Origin of the sequence: Actinopolymorpha rutila (assembly GCF_013407855.1) — a bacterium.
Taxonomy (GTDB): domain Bacteria; phylum Actinomycetota; class Actinomycetes; order Propionibacteriales; family Actinopolymorphaceae; genus Actinopolymorpha; species Actinopolymorpha rutila.
The window spans coordinates 4995825-5015276 of sequence record NZ_JACBZH010000001.1 but is presented as its reverse complement, the minus strand read 5'-3'; the positions used below and the strand labels follow the sequence as shown (position 1 = coordinate 5015276).

Sequence of the window (19452 nt, the reverse complement as noted above, 5' to 3'; positions counted from 1 at the left end):
TGGTGGGCGTCGAGATCCGAGTGGACGGACTCACCAAGTCCTTCGGGGGTCAGCCGGTCTGGCGCGACGTCAGCCTGACGCTTCCGTCCGGTGAGATCAGCGTCCTGCTGGGGCCTTCCGGCACGGGCAAGTCGGTCTTCCTGAAGTGCCTGGTCGGTCTGCTCAAGCCCGACCAGGGCCACATCCTCATCGAGGGCCACGACATCGCCACCTGCCGGGAGCGCGAGCTGTACCGCGTCCGCAGGCTGTTCGGCGTCCTCTTCCAGGACGGCGCGTTGTTCGGCTCGATGAACCTCTACGACAACGTGGCGTTCCCGCTGCGTGAACACACCCGCAAGTCCGAGAACGAGATCCGTTCGATCGTGATGTCGAAGATCGACATGGTCGGGCTGCTCGGCGCCGAGCGCAAGCTGCCCGGTGAGATCTCCGGCGGGATGCGCAAGCGGGCCGGGCTGGCCAGGGCGCTCGTACTCGATCCCGAGATCATCCTGTTCGACGAGCCCGACTCGGGCCTGGACCCGGTGCGGACCGCGTACCTCAACCAGCTGATCGTCGACCTCAACCAGCAGACCGGCGCGACGTTCCTCATCGTCACCCACGACATCAACACCGCCCGCACGGTGCCCGACAACATCGGCCTGCTCTACCACCGGCACCTCGCGATGTTCGGTCCGCGGGAGATGTGCCTGTGCTCGCAGGAACCCGTCGTACGGCAGTTCCTCAACGCGCAGCGGGTGGGCCCGATCGGCATGTCGGAGGAGAAGGACGCCGACGAGCTCGCGGCCGAGGCGGCCGCCGGTGCCGAGCTGGCGCCGCTGCCGCCGATCCCGCTCCAGCTCGGGCCGTCCGACGGTGAACCTCGGCCCAGCCAGCGTCCGCCGGGGCAGTGGTGTGCCGACAACGACGTGACGCCGCCGCCCGGGTCGTTCGAGGGGTGCGACCCGGGCGCGGCGCCGGCGGTCCCGGCCGCGCCGGCCGTCCCGGCCGCGGCGGGCATGGCGGCGGGAGACGAATCGTGAGCTGGCAGCCGACGGCGCCACTGCAGGCGAGCGGCCGGCTGTTCGCGTTCGGACTCGACGTCGTACGCGGGCTGCCGCGACGGCCGTTCCAGTGGCAGGAGTTCGTCCGCCAGGCGTGGTTCCTGGCCGGAGTCACGATCGTGCCGACGGCGCTGGTGGCGATCCCGTTCGGTGCCGTCATCGCCTTGCAGGTGGGCGGCCTGATCAGGCAGTTCGGCGCCCAGTCGTTCGCCGGTGCGGCGATGGTGCTCGCCGTGGTGCGGGAGGCGTCGCCGATCGCGACCGCGCTGCTGATCGCCGGGGCGGGCGGTTCGGCGATCTGTGCCGACCTCGGCTCGCGCACGATCCGGGAGGAGATCGACGCGATGCGGGTCCTCGGTATCGACCCGCTGCACCGGCTGGTCGTCCCCCGGGTGCTCGCCGCGATGTTCGTCGCCGTGTTCCTCAACGGCCTGGTGAGCGTGGTCGGTGTGATCGGCGGCTACGTCTTCAACGTCGTGCTGCAGGGCGGTACGCCCGGCTCCTACATCGCGTCGTTCACCGCCCTGGCGCAGCTGCCGGACCTGTGGGCCGGTGAGGTCAAGGCGCTGGTGTTCGGACTGGTCGCCGCGGTGGTCGCGTCGTACAAGGGCCTGAACGCCGGCGGCGGGCCGAAGGGCGTCGGCGACGCGGTCAACCAGACCGTGGTGATCACGTTCATGCTGCTGTTCTTCGCGAACTTCGTGATGCAGGCGATCTACTTCCAGCTCGTTCCGCCGAAGGGTGCCTGAGGTGCGCGCTCCGTTGCGTGGCCTGGACACCCTCGGCGACCAGCTCGCGTTCTACCTGCGGGCGGCCGGGTGGATGCCGGCGACCGTACGCCGCTACCGGCGCGAGGTACTGCGGTTGCTGGCCGAGGTGAGCTTCGGCACCGGCGCGCTGGCGGTCGTCGGCGGCACCGTCGGGGTGATCGCGTTCCTGGCGTTCTTCACCGGCACCGAGGTCGGCCTGCAGGGGTACGCCGCGCTCAACCAGCTGGGCACCTCCGCCTACGCGGGCTTCGTCTCGGCGTACTTCAACACCCGCGAGATCGCGCCGCTGATCGCCGGCATCGCCCTGGCCGCGACGGTCGGCTGCGGCTTCACCGCCCAGCTCGGCGCGATGCGGGTCAGCGAGGAGGTGGACGCCCTGGAGGTGATGGCGGTCCCGTCGCTGCCGTTCCTGGTGACCACCCGGATCGTCGCCGGGCTGCTCGCGGTCGTTCCGTTGTACGTCGTCGGGTTGTTCTCGTCGTACTTCGCGACCCGCCTCGTCGTCACCGCGGGCTACGGCCAAAGTTCCGGTACCTACGACCACTACTTCCATCTCTTCCTGCCGCCGCACGACGTGCTCTGGTCGTTCGGCAAGGTGCTGGTCTTCGCGGTGGTGATCATCTCGATCCACTGCTACCACGGCTACCACGCCACCGGCGGCCCCGCGGGAGTCGGCGTGGCGGTCGGCCGGGCGGTGCGTACCTCCATCGTGGCCATCAACGTCGTCGACCTGGCGCTGTCGATGGCGATCTGGGGCGCGAGCACGACCGTGCGGCTGGCGGGGTAGGCGATGACCGGTCGGACGCAGCTCGCGGAGGTCGCGAAGGTCGCGAAGGTCGGGAAGCCGACCCGGCGGTCGCGGCAGGCGAGGCGCTCGGGGCGGCTCGGGCCGCGGGCGCTGGGGATCGTCTTCCTGGCGCTGCTGGTGGGTTTCGGCGGTCTGACGTACGCGTTCTTCACCCAGGCGTTCACCGACACCGCCGAGGTGACCCTGGAGACTAACCACGTGGGGCTGGAGCTCAACCGGCAGGCCGACGTGAAGGTCCGCGGCCTGATCGTGGGGGAGGTACGCCACGTCTCCTCCGACGGCCGCCGGGCCCGGGTCGACCTCGCGCTGACGCCGGACAGCCTGGCCGCGATCCCCGCCAACGTGACCGCCCGGATCGTGCCCAAGACGTTGTTCGGGGAGAAGTACGTCGAACTCGTCCTGCCGCCCAGGCAGTCCGCGCGCAGGCTCGCGGCCGGCGACGTGATCGGGCCGGACCGGTCGAGCGTGGCGATCGAACTCGCCGCCGTGCTCGAGGACGTCTACCCGCTGCTGCGCACGCTCCGCCCGGCCCAGCTGAACGCGACGCTGGCCGCGCTCGCCACCGCGCTGGAGGGGCGCGGTGACCGGATCGGCGGCAACCTCACCCGGTTGAACGCCTACCTCGGCAAGCTCGACCCGCACCTGCCGCAGCTCACCCACGACGTGTCCGCCCTGGCCGACGTCGCCGACATCTACGCCGACGCCACCCCCGACCTGGTGCGGCTGCTGCGCAACGCCACGAAGACCGGGAACACCGTCGTGGTCAAGCAGCGGGTGCTGGAGGACTTCCTCACCGACCTCGCCGGCACCAGCGCGTCCACCCGGAGGTTCCTGGCCGACAACGAGGCCGGCCTGATCCGGGTCGGCGAAGTGAGCCGGCCCACGCTGGACCTGCTGGCGACGTACTCCCCGGAGTACTCCTGCCTGCTGGAGGGCTTGGCCAACTGGGTGCCCCGCATCGACGACGCGTTCGGCGGCGGCGAGCACTACCCGGGCAGCGCGCCCTCGTTGCACATCACGCTGGAGATCGTCGACCAGCACCGCGGGTACGGACCGCAGGACCGGCCGGCGTACGACGACGACCGCGGGCCGGGCTGCCGTTCGCTGCCGGACCCGCCGTACTCCCAGGCACACCCGGCGCCGGGCAGCGGCGTACGGGAGGGGGTCGGCGGGTCCGACTCCGGATCCGGTTCCGGTTCCGGTTCCGGGTCTGGTTCCGGCGTGGCGGCGACCGGTGCGGGGTCGCGGGCTCCGGTGTTCGACCTGTCCAGCGGGTACGCCGGCACCGCCCAGGAGCAGCGGGTGGTCGACGCCCTGGTGGCACCGGTCCTGCGTACCCCGCCGGGCGACGTGCCCGACGTCGCCACGCTGCTGTTCGGCCCGCTGGTCCGTGGGACCCAGGTGAGCGTCGGATGAGCCGTTCGTTCCTTCGCCGCGCGCGGATCTCGGACCGTACGACGGCGGCCGCGGCGGCCAAGCTCGCCGTGTTCGTCGCCGTGACGACCCTGGCCACGGCGCTGCTCGCGGTCACCATCGCCAACGTCGGGCTCGGCGCCTCCCGGGAGTACCACGCAGTGTTCACCGACGTGACCGGCGTGGAGAAGGGCGACGACGTACGCATCGCCGGTGTCCGGGTCGGCGAGGTACGCGCCGTGGACGTGCTGCCCAAACCCGGCGGCGACGGCGCGCTGGCCCGGTTGACGTTCACCGTCGCCGCGGACCAGGTGCTCGCCCGCAGCGTCCTGGCGACGATCAGGTTCCGCAACCTCGTCGGGCAGCGCTACATCGCTTTGTCGGAGGGAGCGGGCGGCGCCGCGCCGCTGCCCGCGGGCGGCACCATCCCGGTCGCCCAGACCCGCCCGGCGCTCGACCTGACCGTGCTCTTCGACGGGTTCAAGCCGCTCTTCGCGGCACTGTCGCCCCAGGACGTCAACCAGCTGGCGTACGAGATCATCCAGGTGCTGCAGGGCGAGGGCGGCACGGTGGAGAGCCTGCTCGCGCACACCGCGTCCCTCACCAGCACCCTCGCCGACCGGGACAAGGTGATCGGCGACCTGATCGACCATCTCGACACCGTGCTGGCCACCGTCGCCGAACGCGACCGGAAGCTGTCCGATCTTGTCGTCCAGCTGCAGCGGTTCGTGTCCGGCCTGGCCGAGGACCGGAAGGCCATCGGCGGCTCGCTGGACTCGATCGTCGCACTCAACCGGCAGACCGCGGGACTCCTCCGCGACGCCCGCCCGGACCTGCGTACCGACGTCACCCAGCTCGGCCAGGTGGCCGGAACCCTGGACGACAACTCCGCCCTCGTGGAGCGCACGCTGCGGCGGATGCCCACCAAGCTCGACCGGCTCACCAGGACCGCGACGTACGGTTCGTGGTTCAACTTCTACCTGTGCGACTTCGACGGGCGGATCGTGCTGCCGACCGGCCAGGAGCTGCCCCGCGCGGGCCTGCACGTCACCGACGCGAGGTGCCAACGATGAGGTCGCGGACGCCGCGCTACTACATCACCGTCGGCGTGGTGGGCCTGGTCGTGCTCGCCGCGCTGGTCTATGGCGCGTTCCACGCCGCCGACCTGCCGCTGATCGGCGGCGGTACGACGTACGCCGCGCGGTTCGGCGAGGCCGGCGGGCTCCGGGCCGACGACGAGGTACGCGTCGCGGGCGTGAAGGTCGGGCACGTCCGCGCGGTGGAGCTCGCCGGGTCGCACGTCCGGGTGGAGTTCCGGATCACCGACGACCGGGTCCGGCTCGGGCGCGAGACCGGTGCGGCGATCCGGATCCGCACGTTGCTCGGCCGCAAGTACCTCTCCCTGGTGCCGGCGGGGCCTGGCCGGCTGGACCCGGCCAGGGAGATCCCGCAGTCGCGCACGGTCTCGCCGTACGACGTGGTCGAGGCGTTCAGCGACCTGGCCACCACCACCGGCCGGATCGACACCGCCCAGCTCGCCACCGCGCTGGACACGCTGAGCACGACGTTCGCGGGTACGCCGGCGGAGGTCCGCGGCTCCCTCGACGGACTGTCCCGGCTGTCGCGCACCATCGCCTCACGCGACGAGGAGCTGCACCGGCTGCTCGCGCACGCCAACCAGGTGTCCCGGGTCCTCGCCGACCGCGACACCGAACTCGTCGCGCTGGTCCGCGACGGCGACCTGGTGCTGCGGGAGGTGCGCGCCCGGCGGGCACTGATCCACCAGCTGCTGGTCACCGCGCAGGAGCTGTCCGCGCAGATCAGCGGCCTGGTGGCGGACAACCAGGCCCGGCTGGAGCCGGCGCTGAAGCGGCTGGCCTCCGTGGTCGGCATGCTCCGCGCCAACCAGGACAGCCTGGACCAGAGCATCCGGCTGCTGGCGCCGTTCCTGCGGGTGTTCACCAACACCCTCGGCACCGGGCCGTGGTTCGACACCTACATTCCCAACCTGGTGCCGCTTCCCGCCGCGCCCCGGCTACCCGGAGGTGGCCGATGACCCGTGTGCTCACCAGGCTGCGCAGGAAGGTGCGATCGACGGCGCGTACGGCGAAAGTGCCGTCGAACGGGTGGGAGTGGGCCCGGGCGCGCGGGCGGGCCGTGGCCGTCGTCCTCGCCCTTGCCGCCGTGGCCGGAGTCACCTACGCCGTGTGGCCGGAGGCTCCGCGCAGGCACCTGGTGGCGCACTTCCCGCGCACCGTCGGCCTCTACGCCGGCTCCGACGTACGCATCCTCGGCGTACCGGTGGGCCGGGTGGACCAGGTCCGCCCGGAGGGCACCGCGGTGCGGGTGGAGATGTCGTACGACGCGAAGCAGAAGGTGCCCGCGAACGCCCGGGCGGTGGTGATCTCGCCGTCGTTGGTCAGCGACCGGTACGTCCAGCTCACCCCGGTCTACCGCGGCGGGCCCGTACTCGCCGACGGCGCCGAGATCGCCCTGCCGCGCACCGCCGTTCCGGTCGAGCTCGACCGCATCTACCAGAGCCTGGACGACCTGGTGGTGGCCCTCGGCCCGAACGGCGCGAACCGGAAGGGCTCGCTGTCCCGGCTGCTCACCGTGGGCGCGGACAACCTGCGGGGGCAGGGCGGGAAGCTGCACACCACGGTCGGCGACCTCGCCGACGCGACGCAGACGCTGTCCGGTGGGCGGGAGGACCTGTTCGCGACGGTACGGCAGCTGCAGGAGTTCACCGGCGCGCTGGCCGCCAGCGACACGCAGGTACGCGCGTTCAACACCGACCTGGCCGGCGTCGCGGACCAGCTCGCGGGGGAGCGGGGCGACCTGCGGGCCGCCCTCGCCCAGCTCGCGGCCGCCCTCACCGACGTGGCGGCGTTCGTCCGGGACAACCGCGCCGAGGTGCGCGCCAACGTGCACGGGCTCACCGAGCTGTCGAAGACGCTCGTACGCCAGCAGGATGCCCTGCGCGAGGTGCTGGACACCGCGCCGGTCGCCCTGTCGAACCTTGACCACACCTACAACCCGGGTACGGGCACGTTGGACACGCGGAACAACTTCGCCCAGACCGACGACCCGGGCGCCTACCTGTGCGCGCTGCTGCGCCAGTCCGGGCAGCCGAAGTCGGTGTGCGACGACCTCACCAAGGTGCTCGACGACCTGCCGTTGCCGCAGGTGCCGGGCGGTCCGGCGGTCAACGGCACGGCCGGACCGGGGGGTGCCGCTGGTGGAGGCGGTACGGCCGCCGGACGGCCCGCGGCGACCAGTGACCGCACGCTCGGCGGGATCCTCCGATGAGCGCGCAGCCCATGAGCGCCGGAGCGTTCGCGACCGTACGCCGGACCGCCGTACTCCTCCTCGTCGGCGTCCTGCTCACCGGCTGCGGGTTCACCGTCTACGACCTCCCCCTCCCCGGCGGCGGGGGAGCCGGAGGCGACGCCTACCAGGTGACGGTGCGGTTCCGGGACGTGCTCGACCTGGTGCCCCGCTCCGCGGTGAAGGTCGACGACGTCACCGTCGGCGAGGTGGAGAAGATCCGCCTGGACGGCTACACCGCCGACGTCGTACTCCGGCTCGCCCGGACGGTGCGGCTGCCCGACAACGCGACCGCGCGGATCCGGCAGACGAGCCTGCTCGGGGAGAAGTTCGTCTCCCTGTCGCCGCCCACCGACCAGGCCGGCTACGGACGGCTCGGCGACGGCGACGTGATCCCGCTCGCCCGCACCGGCCGCGACGTCGAGGTCGAGGAGGTGCTCTCGGCGCTGTCGCTGCTGCTCAACGGCGGGGGCGTCGCGCAGCTGAAGACCATCGAGGTCGAGCTGAACAAGGCGATGTCGGGGCGCGAACCGGACGTACGCCGGCTGCTGGCCCGGCTGAGCACCTTCCTCGGCCAGCTCGACGCCCACAAGCAGGAGATCACCCGGGCCATCGACGAACTGGACCGGCTGTCCGCGTCACTCGCCGCGCAGAAGACCACCCTGGCCGCGGCGGTGGACCAGCTGCCGGCGGCCCTGAAGGTCCTCGCCGACCAGCGCCGCGACCTCACCCGGATGCTGGTGGAGCTGTCCCGGCTCGGCGACGTGGGCGCCCGGGTGATCGTCGCCTCACGTGAGGACCTGCTGGCGAACCTGCGGGCGCTGGACCCGATCCTCACCGAACTGGCCCGCGCGGGGGACAGCCTGCCGAAGTCACTGCAGCTGCTGTTCACCTATCCGTTCTCGGACGCGACGGCGAACGCGGTCGCCGGGGACTACACCAACCTCCAGCTCTCCCTGGACGTCGACCTGCAGGATCTGCTGTCCGGTCGTACGCCTGCTCCGCTGCCGCCTGTGCCGCCGTTGCCGAAGGTGCCGCTTCCCACGAAGGCCCCGACCGCCCTGCCGACCGTCCCGGTCCCGACGGCGCTGCCCACGGTCCCCCTGCCGACGGCGTTGCCCACTCTGCCGACCTCGAAGCCGACGCTGCCGGTGCCGCACCCGAAGAGCCCGGCGCCGGGCTGCCTGCCGCCGCTGAACTGCGCGAACGGCGCCGCGTACGTCGCACCCACCTACGACCCGAACCTCGGCCGGCTGCTCGTCGGAGGTGTGCTGTGATCACCCGCACCGTCCGGGTCCAGCTGGTGGTGTTCCTGGCGCTGACGCTGGTGGGCACCGCCGTCGCCGGGATCAGGTACGCCGGACTCGGCCGGGCGCTGGTCGGCGGTACGTACGTCGTGCACGCCGACTTCGCCGACGCCGGCGGGATCTTCACCGGTGCGGAGGTCACCTACCGAGGTGTCGCCGTCGGCCGGGTCGACCGGCTGCGCCCCACCAGGTCCGGCGTCGACGTGGCGCTCACCCTCGACGCCGGCACCCGCGTACCCGCCGACACCCTCGCCGTGGTCGCCAACCGCTCGGCGATCGGCGAGCAGTACGTCGACCTGCAGCCCAGGCGGCGCGCGGGACCGTACCTGCGCGACGGCACCCGGATCGCCCGCGCCGACACCCGGACGCCGCTGCCCACGACGACCCTGCTGCTCGACCTTGACCGGCTCGCGTCGTCGGTGCCCAAGAAGGACCTGGTCACCGTCCTGGACGAGCTCGGGACCGCGTTCGCCGGCACCGGCCCGGACCTCGGCCGGCTGGTCGACGCCGGGAACTCCCTGGTCGAGACCGCTGACGCCAACCTCGCCCAGACCGTCGACCTGATCGACCGCGGCGGGACCGTTCTGGACACGCAGCGGGACTCGGGCAGCGCGATCAGGAGTTTCGCCGGCGACCTCGCCGACCTGTCCGACACGCTGGTGCAGGCGGACCCGGACGTACGCGAGGTGCTGGCGTCCGGCGTCCTGACCGCCGAGCAGGTGCAGGGCCTGGTGGACGAGAACGCCGGCGACGTGCCCGTACTCCTGGCCAACCTCGCGAGCACCGGACAGCTCGTCCGGGTCCGGCTTCGGGGCGTCCAGCAGGCGCTGATCCTCTACCCGTACGTCGTCCGCGGCGGCTACACCGTGGTCGCCCGCGACCCCGGCACCGGCCACTACACCGCGCACTTCGGGCTCCAGCTCGCGACCTCGCCCGGGGCCTGCCGGGAGGGCTACCAGGGGACGAAACGGCGAAGCCCGCAGGACCTGAAGCCGGCACCGGTGAACCACGACGCGCGGTGCACCGACCGTACGACCACCGAGCGCGGGGCCCAGAACGCTCCTGGAGCCAGCGCCGGTGCCGGTGAGCCGCGAACGGGATCGGGCGCTCCGCAGTCAGGGGTACGGCCGGCGGCGTACGACCCGTCGACCGGAGTGGTCCGGCTCCCAGGGGGAGAGCCGGCCCGGATCGGCTCACTGGGGGGAGAGCAACGTGCCTTCGGAAAGGAGTCGTGGAAGTGGCTGTTGATCGGACCGATGACGCGATGACGAACGTGCTGGACGAGCCACCGGACGCCATCGAGCACACCGTCGAGCACACCGTCGACGACGACCCGGCACACGACCCGGCCCGGCCGCGGTCGCTCGCCCCGGCCGTCGCCGTACTGGCGGCGTTGCTCCTCGCCGGGCTGGTGGCCGCCGGCTTCCTCGGCTCCCGGGTCCTCGCCGCGCAGAAGGAGGACCGCTCACGCGCGCAGGCGCTGCACGCGGCGCGCCAGCTGGTGGCCGACTTCACCACCGTCGACTACCGGAAGTTCGACCGGCAGTCGGGGGACGTGCTGAACCTCGCCTCGGGCGACTTCCGCAGCCAGTACTCCCACGCGGCGAAGCAGCTGCGGACCCTGGTCACCCAGAACAGGACCGTCTCGCGCGGGCAGATCCTCGAGGCCGGAATCGCCAGCTTCGACCAGGACTCCGCCCGCGTGCTGGTCGTCGCCGACGCCCAGGTGAAGCACGTCGGTGCCGACAAGCCCGAGCTTCGCACGTACCGGCTCCAGCTCGACCTCAGCCGGGAGAAGGCGGGCTGGCGGGTGGTCGAGCTGCAGTTCGTCGGCTGAGTGACACCCGGGGACCGGGACAGCGGGGGAGCAGGACGAGGCCGGCCGAGACCAGGCGAGTTGTCAGGGGACGGGGAGAGCAGGAGTACCGAACGATGAGTGCCACCGACACGAATGCCGGCGAGACCCACCCGGCCGACCCGAACGCGACCGGCCCGAACGCGACCGGCCCGAACGCGGCCGTCCCGAACGCGGCCGACCCGAACGGCACCACGGCGAAGCCCCGCCGGCGCACCTGGCCGGTGGCCGTCCTCGCCGGCGCCGTGGCCGTCGTGCTGGCCGCGACCGCGGTCCTCGGCTACCGGGTGAAGGCTGCGGGGGAGGTGGAGTCCGCCCGGACCGGGGCTTCGAGCGCCGCCCGTACCGCGGCCCGGGTCGTACTCGGCTACGACTACCGCCACCTCGACGCGGACTTCGGCCGGTCCCGGGCGTTGCTGACCGGTGATTTCCGTGACAAGTACACCCAGACCGCAACGACCCTGGTCAGGCCGACCGCGGCCCAGACACACGCGGTCGTGGTCGCGGAGGTCCGGTCGGTGTCGGTGGTGTCCGCGACCCCCGACCAGGTGGTCATGCTGCTGTTCGTCAACCAGACCACCACCAGCAACCGGACGGCCGAGCCCCGCACCGACCTCAACCGCGTCCGGATGACCATGCGCCGGGTGGGCGACCGGTGGCTGGTCAGTGGGATGAAAGGCCTGTGATCTGCCGGTTCGTCCCGGGAAAGATCGCCAATCCGGCCGTTGCCTCCTTGACTCGGCACCGCGCTCGGTCCATGCTTCCGGGAAGGCCGTGCCGGGGGCTGGCCGGGCAAGAGCTCGCCGATGGCGATGGAGCTTCGGCGGCGAATTCTCCGCGTAATCCGAGGTACTAGACAGCAGTGCGCCAGCGGGCTACACTGTCGCTTTGCCCTGCCTTCCGACCGTGCCTGGGTTCACCCTGAGGTCGGTCCGGCATGTGAGAGACGAGTCCGCAAGCCTCGGAAGGACCCCTCTTGGCCGCTTCGCGTTCCACTGCGTCCACCACGTCCGCCCGCACGTCCACCTCCGATCGCGTCGCTGCGCCACACCGCGTCTCGTTCGCCAAGATCAAGGAACCCGCCGAGGTTCCCGACCTGCTCGCGCTGCAGGTCGAGAGCTTCGACACCCTGGTCGGCAACGAGCGGTGGCAGGCCCGCGCGGAGAAGGCCCTCTCAGAGGGCCGTCACGACGTTCCCGACCGTTCCGGTCTGGAGGAGATCTTCGAGGAGATCTCTCCGATCGAGGACTTCTCGGGAACGATGTCCCTCTCGTTCCGCGATCACCGGTTCGAGCCGCCGAAGAACTCCGTCGACGAGTGCAAGGACCGCGACTTCACCTACGCGGCCCCGTTGTTCGTCACCGCGGAGTTCATGAACAACGAGACCGGCGAGATCAAGTCCCAGACCGTGTTCATGGGCGACTTCCCGCTCATGACCGACAAGGGAACGTTCGTGATCAACGGCACCGAGCGTGTCGTGGTCAGCCAGCTCGTGCGTTCGCCAGGTGTCTACTTCGAGCGCTCGCTCGACAAGACGAGCGACAAGGACGTTTTCACAGCCAAGATGATCCCCTCGCGGGGCGCCTGGCTGGAGTTCGAGGTCGACAAGCGCGACACCGTTGGTGTCCGGCTCGACCGTAAGCGCAAGCAGAACGTAACCGTCCTCCTCAAGGCGCTCGGCTGGACCGACGCGCAGATCCTGGAGGAGTTCGGCGACTACGAGTCCATGCGTCTCACGCTGGAGAAGGACCACACCTCCGGCCAGGACGACGCACTGCTCGACATCTACCGCAAGCTGCGGCCCGGCGAGCCCCCCACGCGGGAGGCGGCGCAGGCGCTGCTGGAGAACTACTACTTCAACCCGAAGCGGTACGACCTCGCCAAGGTCGGCCGGCACAAGATCAACAAGAAGCTCGGGTTGACGCTGCCGCACGACCAGTCGGTGCTCACCATCGACGACATCGTGGCCACGATCCGCTACCTCGTCGCGCTGCACGAGGGCCGGACCGAGCTCGACGCGCCGCAGGGTCAGATCGTCGTCGAGGACGACGACATCGACCACTTCGGCAACCGCCGTGTCCGCACGGTCGGCGAGCTGATCCAGAACCAGCTCCGCACCGGCCTGGCCCGGATGGAGCGGGTGGTCCGCGAGCGGATGACGACCCAGGACGTCGAGGCGATCACGCCGCAGACCCTGATCAACATCCGCCCCGTGGTGGCGGCGCTGAAGGAGTTCTTCGGCACCTCCCAGTCCAGCCAGTTCATGGACCAGACCAACCCGGTCGCCGGGCTGACGCACAAGCGTCGCTTCTCGGCGCTGGGCCCCGGTGGTCTGTCCCGTGACCGGGCCGGCATGGAGGTCCGCGACGTCCACCACTCCCACTACGGCCGGATGTGCCCGGTGGAGACGCCGGAAGGGCCGAACATCGGTCTGATCGGGTCTCTCGCCACCTACGGCCGGGTCAACCCGTTCGGGTTCGTGGAGACGCCCTACCGCAAGGTCGCCGACGGCCGGGTCACCGACGAGGTCGAATACCTGACCGCCGACGAGGAGGACCGCTTCGTCATCGCCCAGGCCAACGCGGTGCTCAACGACGATGGAACCTTCGCCGAGGACCGCGTGCTGGTCCGCAAGCGGCACGGTGAGGTCGACGCGATCGCACGCGATGAGGTCCAGTACATGGACGTCTCGCCCCGGCAGATGGTGTCGGTCGCCACGGCGATGATCCCGTTCCTCGAGCACGACGACGCCAACCGCGCGCTGATGGGTTCCAACATGCAGCGCCAGGCGGTGCCGCTGATCCGTTCGGAGTCGCCGCTCGTCGGCACCGGGATGGAATACCGCGCCGCCGTCGACGCCGGTGACGTCGTGACCGCCGAGAAGGCCGGTGTGGTCCGCGAGGCCTGCGCCGACTTCGTGGAGGTCGCCTGCGACGACGGTACGTACCAGACGTACCGGCTGGCGAAGTTCCGGCGGTCCAACGCGGGCACCAACATCAACCAGCGTCCGCTCGTCTCCGAGGGAGACCGGGTGGAGGTCGGTTCGGTGATCGCCGACGGACCGTGCACCGACAACGCCGAGATGGCGCTCGGTCGCAACCTCCTCGTCGCGTTCATGTCGTGGCAGGGCCACAACTACGAGGACGCGATCATCCTGTCCCAGCGGATCGTCCAGGAGGACGTCCTCACCTCGATCCACATCGATCGGCACGAGGTCGACGCCCGCGACACCAAGCTGGGACCGGAGGAGATCACCCGGGACATCCCGAACGTCTCCGAGGAGATGCTGGCCGACCTCGACGAGCGGGGCATCATCCGGATCGGCGCCGAGGTCGTCCCCGGCGACATCATCGTCGGCAAGGTCACGCCCAAGGGCGAGACCGAGCTGACGCCGGAGGAGCGGCTGCTCCGGGCGATCTTCGGTGAGAAGGCCCGCGAGGTCCGCGACACGTCGCTGAAGGTTCCGCACGGCGAGAGCGGCACGGTCATCGGTGTCCGCGTCTTCGACCGCGAGGAAGGCGACGAGCTGCCGCCGGGCGTCAACCAGCTGGTCCGGGTCGACGTGGCCCAGAAGCGCAAGGTGCAAGACGGTGACAAGCTCGCCGGCCGGCACGGGAACAAGGGTGTGATCGCCAAGATCCTGCCCGTCGAGGACATGCCGTTCCTCGAGGACGGCACCCCCGTCGACATCATCCTGAACCCGCTCGGCGTACCGGGCCGGATGAACGTCGGCCAGGTCCTCGAGACCCACCTCGGGTGGGTCGCGAAGGCCGGCTGGAAGGTCGAGGGCGACGACGAGGAGTGGAAGACCCGACTGGCCGGCATCGGTGCCGGCGAGGCGGAGCCGGGCACCAACGTCGCGACCCCGGTCTTCGACGGTGCCCGCGAGGAGGAGATCACCGGCCTGCTCGCCTCGACGTTCCCCAACCGGGACGGCGTCCGCATGGTCGGCGCCGACGGCAAGGCTCCCTTGCTCGACGGCCGCAGCGGCGAGCCGTTCCCCGAGCCGGTGGCGGTCGGCTACATCTACATGCTGAAGCTCAACCACCTGGTCGACGACAAGATCCACTCGCGGTCGACCGGCCCGTACTCCATGATCACCCAGCAGCCGCTGGGTGGTAAGGCGCAGTTCGGTGGTCAGCGCTTCGGTGAGATGGAGGTCTGGGCACTGGAGGCCTACGGCGCGGCGTTCGCGCTGCAGGAGCTCCTCACCATCAAGTCCGACGACGTGACAGGCCGGGTCAAGGTCTACGAAGCAGTCGTCAAGGGCGAGAACATCCCTGAACCGGGTATCCCGGAGTCGTTCAAGGTGCTCGTCAAGGAAATGCAGGCGCTCTGCCTCAACGTCGAAGTGCTCTCCAGCGACGGCATGGCCGTGGAGATGCGCGACAGCGAGGAGGACGTCTTCCGCGCCGCGGAGGAACTCGGAATCGACCTGACCCGGCAGGAGCCGAGCAGCGTCGAGGAAGTCTGAGGTGACGAGTGGGTGCGGTCCGGTGACTCGGGCCGCACCCGCTCACCCCGAATCTGAGTAGGCCTTCAACAACTAAGGGGTTCGAGAACACAGTGCTCGACGTCAACTTCTTCGACGAGCTTCGAATCGGCCTTGCGACGGTCGACGACATCCGGCAGTGGTCACACGGAGAGGTGAAGAAGCCGGAGACCATCAACTACCGCACGCTCAAGCCCGAGAAGGACGGCCTCTTCTGCGAGAAGATCTTCGGGCCGACCCGCGACTGGGAGTGCTACTGCGGTAAGTACAAGCGTGTCCGCTTCAAGGGCATCATCTGCGAGCGCTGCGGCGTCGAGGTCACCCGCACCAAGGTGCGGCGTGAGCGGATGGGCCACATCGAGCTGGCCGCGCCGGTCACCCACATCTGGTACTTCAAGGGCGTGCCGAGCCGCCTCGGCTACCTGCTGGACCTTGCCCCGAAGGACCTCGAGAAGGTCATCTACTTCGCGGCATACATGATCACCCGGGTCGACGACGAGGCCCGGTCCCGCGACCTGCCCTCCCTGGAGGCGCGGATCGACGTCGAGCGCAAGCAGATCGAGCAGCGGCGCGACAACGACGTCGAGACGCGGATGAAGAAGCTGGAAGAGGACCTCGCCCAGCTGGAGGCCGAGGGCGCCAAGGCCGACGCGCGCCGCAAGGTCAAGGAGTCCGCCGAGCGCGAGATCCGCCAGACCCGCGACCGGAACCAGCGCGAGCTGGACCGGCTCGAGGAGGTCTGGACCCGGTTCAAGAACCTCAAGGTCCAAGACCTCGAGGGCGACGAGATCCTCTACCGCGAGATGCGGTCCCGGTTCGGCAAGTACTTCTCCGGCAACATGGGCGCCGCGGCGATCAAGGAGCGCCTGGAGTCGTTCGACCTCCAGGCCGAGGCGATCAACCTCCGCGAGATCATCCGCAGCGGCAAGGGGCAGAAGAAGACCCGCGCCCTGAAGCGGCTGAAGGTCGTCTCGGCGTTCCTGACCACCAACAACAACCCGCTCGGCATGGTGCTCGACTGCGTGCCGGTCATCCCGCCGGACCTGCGCCCGATGGTGCAGCTCGACGGTGGGCGGTTCGCGACGAGCGACCTGAACGACCTCTACCGCCGGGTGATCAACCGGAACAACCGCCTCAAGCGGCTGCTCGACCTCGGCGCGCCCGAGATCATCGTCAACAACGAGAAGCGGATGCTGCAGGAGGCCGTCGACGCGCTGTTCGACAACGGCCGCCGCGGCCGTCCGGTCACCGGGCCGGGCAACCGTCCGCTGAAGTCGCTGTCCGACATGCTCAAGGGCAAGCAGGGCCGGTTCCGCCAGAACCTCCTCGGTAAGCGTGTCGACTACTCCGGCCGTTCGGTCATCGTGGTCGGCCCGCAGCTGAAGCTGCACCAGTGCGGCCTGCCGAAGGGCATGGCGATCGAGCTCTTCAAGCCGTTCGTGATGAAGCGGCTGGTCGACCTCAACCACGCCCAGAACATCAAGAGCGCCAAGCGGATGGTCGAGCGCGCCCGTCCTGTGGTGTGGGACGTGCTCGAGGAGGTCATCGCCGAGCACCCGGTCCTGCTCAACCGGGCGCCGACGCTGCACCGGCTCGGCATCCAGGCGTTCGAGCCGCAGCTGATCGAGGGCAAGGCCATCCAGATCCACCCCCTCGTGTGTTCGGCGTTCAACGCCGACTTCGACGGTGACCAGATGGCGGTGCACCTGCCGCTGTCGGCCGAGGCGCAGGCCGAGGCCCGGATCCTGATGCTCTCGACCAACAACATCCTCAAGCCGGCCGACGGCCGGCCGGTGACGATGCCGACGCAGGACATGATCATCGGCATCTTCTTCCTCACCATGGCCCGGGACAACATGTCCGGTGAGGGACGTGCGTTCGGCTCGGTGGCCGAGGCGATGATGGCGTTCGAGCGGGGCGAGATCCAGATCCAGAGCCGGATCAAGATCCGGCTCAAGGACATCGTTCCGCCGCCCAGTGTGACCGTGCCCGAGGGCTGGGAGCCTGGTCAGCCGATCATCCTCGACACCACCCTCGGCCTGGCGCTGTTCAACGAGGTGCTGCCCGCCGACTACCCGTACGTCGACTACGAGGTCGGCAAGAAGCAGCTCGGAGTGATCGTCAACGACCTCGCCGAGCGGTACTCCAAGGTCGACGTGGCGGCGTGCCTGGACGGCCTGAAGGACGTCGGGTTCCGCTGGGCGACCCGTTCCGGCGTGACGATCTCCATCGGGGACGTCATCACACCGGCACGCAAGCCGGAGATCCTCGCGGGCTACGAGGAGAAGGACGCCCGGGTCCAGAAGCAGTTCGAGCGCGGCCTGATCACCGACGACGAGCGTCGCCAGGAGCTCATCGAGATCTGGACCCAGGCCACCAACGAGGTGCACCGCGAGATGGAGGAGGGGTTCGACAAGATCAACCCCATCTACATGATGGTGCACTCCGGCGCCCGCGGAAACATGATGCAGGTCCGGCAGATCGCGGCGATGCGTGGTCTGGTGGCCAACCCCAAGGGCGAGATCATCCCGCGTCCGATCAAGTCCAACTACCGTGAAGGCCTGTCTGTGGTGGAGTTCTTCATCGCCACGCACGGCGCCCGCAAGGGTCTGGCCGACACGGCGCTGCGGACCGCGGACTCGGGTTACCTCACCCGGCGACTGGTCGACGTGAGCCAGGACGTGATCGTCCGCGAGGACGACTGCGGCAGCGAGCGCGGCCTGATCAAGCGGATCGCCACCCGCCAGCCCGACGGGACCCTCCGCAAGGAGGAGAACGTCGAGACTTCGGTCTACGCGCGGGTGCTGGCCGAGGAAGCGATCGGCGGCGACGGCCAGGTGGCGGCTCCGGCCGGTACCGACCTGGGCGACCAGGTCATCGACCAGCTGGTCAAGGCCGGGGTCGAGCAGCTGCGGGTACGCAGCGTGCTCACCTGCGACTCGCGGGTCGGTGCCTGTGCGGCCTGCTACGGCCGGTCGCTGGCGAGCGGCAAGCTCGTCGACATCGGCGAGGCGGTCGGCATCATCGCCGCCCAGTCGATCGGTGAGCCGGGTACCCAGCTGACCATGCGTACGTTCCACACCGGCGGTGTCGCCGGTGAGGACATCACGCACGGTCTGCCGCGTGTGGTCGAGCTGTTCGAGGCGCGCCAGCCCAAGGGGAAGGCGCCCATCGCGGAGGTCTCGGGCCGGGTTCGGATCGAGGACTCCGAGAAGAGCCGCAAGCTCGTGGTCATTCCCGACGACGGCAGCGAGGAGAAGGCCTACCCCGTCTCCAAGCGGTCCCGTCTGCTCGTCGAGGAAGGCACCCACGTCGAGGTGGGCCAGCAGCTCACGCACGGTACGCCCGACCCGCAGGACGTGCTCCGCGTCCTGGGTATGCGCGCCGTCCAGCAGCACCTCGTGGACGAGGTCCAGGAGGTCTACCGCTCGCAGGGTGTGGCAATCCACGACAAGCACATCGAGACGATCGTCCGGCAGATGCTGCGGCGGGTCACCGTGATCGAGTCGGGCGACTCCGACCTCCTTCCCGGCGAGCTGGCCGAGCGGATCCGGTTCGAGGAGGAGAACCGTCGCGTCGTCGCCGAAGGCGGCACGCCGGCCTCGGGTCGTCCCGTGCTCATGGGCATCACCAAGGCGTCGCTGGCGACCGACTCGTGGCTGTCGGCCGCGTCCTTCCAGGAGACCACCAAGGTCCTCACGGAGGCCGCGATCAACGGCAAGAGCGACTCGCTGCGGGGTCTGAAGGAGAACGTCATCATCGGAAAGCTCATCCCGGCTGGTACCGGCATGGACCGATACCGCAACATCCGGGTGGAGCCGACCGAGGAGGCGAAGGCCGCGATGTACTCCATGGTGGGCTACGAGGGCTACGACGCCGACTACTCGTTCGGCGCGGGCTCCGGCGAAGCGGTCCGCCTGGAGGACTTCGACTTCGGCGGCTACACCAGCTGACCAGTTCGATCCGTCCGACCCGGCCGAAGTGGTCGGGTCGGACGGATCGGTCGGCTCTCGTCGATTCTCGTCGGAGTTGACCCCGTTGACCGGGGTTGGTCCCAAACGCACAACAGCGCCGTCTTTGTACGACGCCGCGGGCGGCGTCCGGGCTCGGTGACGGGCCGGACGGCCGCCCGCGACGATTGCCGGGCAGCCCGGCCAACCAGGTCCCGATCTCGGGTTCCCGGCCGGTCCGGGCGGGCCTCGCCAGCCGGTCCGTCCGGGTGACTCCCGGTGGGTTCGGCGGGGCCGGTCGGCTCGGCGCGGCGGCTGACGCGTAGCATTCCCCGGGTGTGTAGGGTGTGCGACGGGGCCGGGAACGATCCGTTTTGACCTTCGAGGGCCATGCGGGTAATGTTCGACGTCGTGCCTGGCTGTAGCTGGGCATTCATGTGTGCCCCTTGCCGGGCGTGCGTGAGGTCTTCAGATCCCGTCGTTCGAGGTG

Annotated in this window: 13 protein-coding genes; all 13 read left to right on the top strand. The window is 70.1% G+C overall.

What is annotated here, in order from left to right; genetic code table 11:
- The first annotated feature begins 2 nt into the window (after positions 1-2).
- The 13 genes from F4554_RS22375 (at position 3) to F4554_RS22315 (ending at position 18965) form a co-directional block, all read left to right on the top strand.
- A complete protein-coding gene (locus F4554_RS22375; RefSeq protein ID WP_179789375.1) occupies positions 3-1019 on the top strand; it encodes an ATP-binding cassette domain-containing protein in 1017 nt (338 codons plus the stop codon).
- The gene (locus F4554_RS22370) at positions 1016-1789 is read left to right on the top strand and encodes an ABC transporter permease (RefSeq protein ID WP_179789374.1); all 774 of its coding nucleotides are present in this window, start codon (positions 1016-1018) and stop codon (positions 1787-1789) included. The genes F4554_RS22375 and F4554_RS22370 overlap by 4 nt, the downstream gene beginning before the upstream one ends.
- A gap of 1 nt (position 1790) precedes the next feature.
- Positions 1791-2597: an MlaE family ABC transporter permease gene (locus tag F4554_RS22365; protein WP_337796160.1), complete on the top strand. Its 807-nt coding sequence runs from the start codon at positions 1791-1793 to the stop codon at positions 2595-2597.
- 3 nt (positions 2598-2600) lie between these two features.
- Positions 2601-4034: an MCE family protein gene (locus tag F4554_RS22360; RefSeq protein ID WP_179789372.1), complete on the top strand. Its 1434-nt coding sequence runs from the start codon at positions 2601-2603 to the stop codon at positions 4032-4034.
- On the top strand, positions 4031-5104 hold the full coding sequence (locus F4554_RS22355; RefSeq protein WP_179789371.1) for an MCE family protein: 1074 nt from the start codon (positions 4031-4033) through the stop codon (positions 5102-5104). Before F4554_RS22360 ends, F4554_RS22355 begins: the two co-directional genes overlap by 4 nt.
- A complete protein-coding gene (locus F4554_RS22350; RefSeq protein ID WP_179789370.1) occupies positions 5101-6087 on the top strand; it encodes an MCE family protein in 987 nt (328 codons plus the stop codon). Before F4554_RS22355 ends, F4554_RS22350 begins: the two co-directional genes overlap by 4 nt.
- Complete coding sequence (locus F4554_RS22345) at positions 6084-7340, top strand: MCE family protein (protein WP_179789369.1); 1257 nt, start codon at positions 6084-6086, stop codon at positions 7338-7340. Before F4554_RS22350 ends, F4554_RS22345 begins: the two co-directional genes overlap by 4 nt.
- Positions 7337-8635, top strand: coding sequence for an MCE family protein (locus F4554_RS22340; protein WP_202889420.1), 1299 nt, complete (start codon positions 7337-7339; stop codon positions 8633-8635). Before F4554_RS22345 ends, F4554_RS22340 begins: the two co-directional genes overlap by 4 nt.
- Complete coding sequence (locus F4554_RS22335) at positions 8632-9933, top strand: MCE family protein (protein WP_179789368.1); 1302 nt, start codon at positions 8632-8634, stop codon at positions 9931-9933. Before F4554_RS22340 ends, F4554_RS22335 begins: the two co-directional genes overlap by 4 nt.
- Positions 9903-10502 carry a hypothetical protein gene (locus F4554_RS22330; RefSeq protein WP_179789367.1) on the top strand — a complete coding sequence of 200 codons (600 nt, stop codon included), beginning with the start codon at positions 9903-9905 and terminating at the stop codon, positions 10500-10502. The genes F4554_RS22335 and F4554_RS22330 overlap by 31 nt, the downstream gene beginning before the upstream one ends.
- Before the next feature lie 95 nt (positions 10503-10597).
- Positions 10598-11206: a hypothetical protein gene (locus F4554_RS22325; protein ID WP_179789366.1), complete on the top strand. Its 609-nt coding sequence runs from the start codon at positions 10598-10600 to the stop codon at positions 11204-11206.
- Between the two features lie 290 nt (positions 11207-11496).
- Positions 11497-14994, top strand: coding sequence for a DNA-directed RNA polymerase subunit beta (gene rpoB, locus F4554_RS22320; RefSeq protein WP_179789365.1), 3498 nt, complete (start codon positions 11497-11499; stop codon positions 14992-14994).
- A 92-nt stretch (positions 14995-15086) separates the two neighbouring features.
- Positions 15087-18965, top strand: coding sequence for a DNA-directed RNA polymerase subunit beta' (locus tag F4554_RS22315; protein WP_179789364.1), 3879 nt, complete (start codon positions 15087-15089; stop codon positions 18963-18965).
- The last annotated feature ends 487 nt before the right edge of the window (positions 18966-19452 follow it).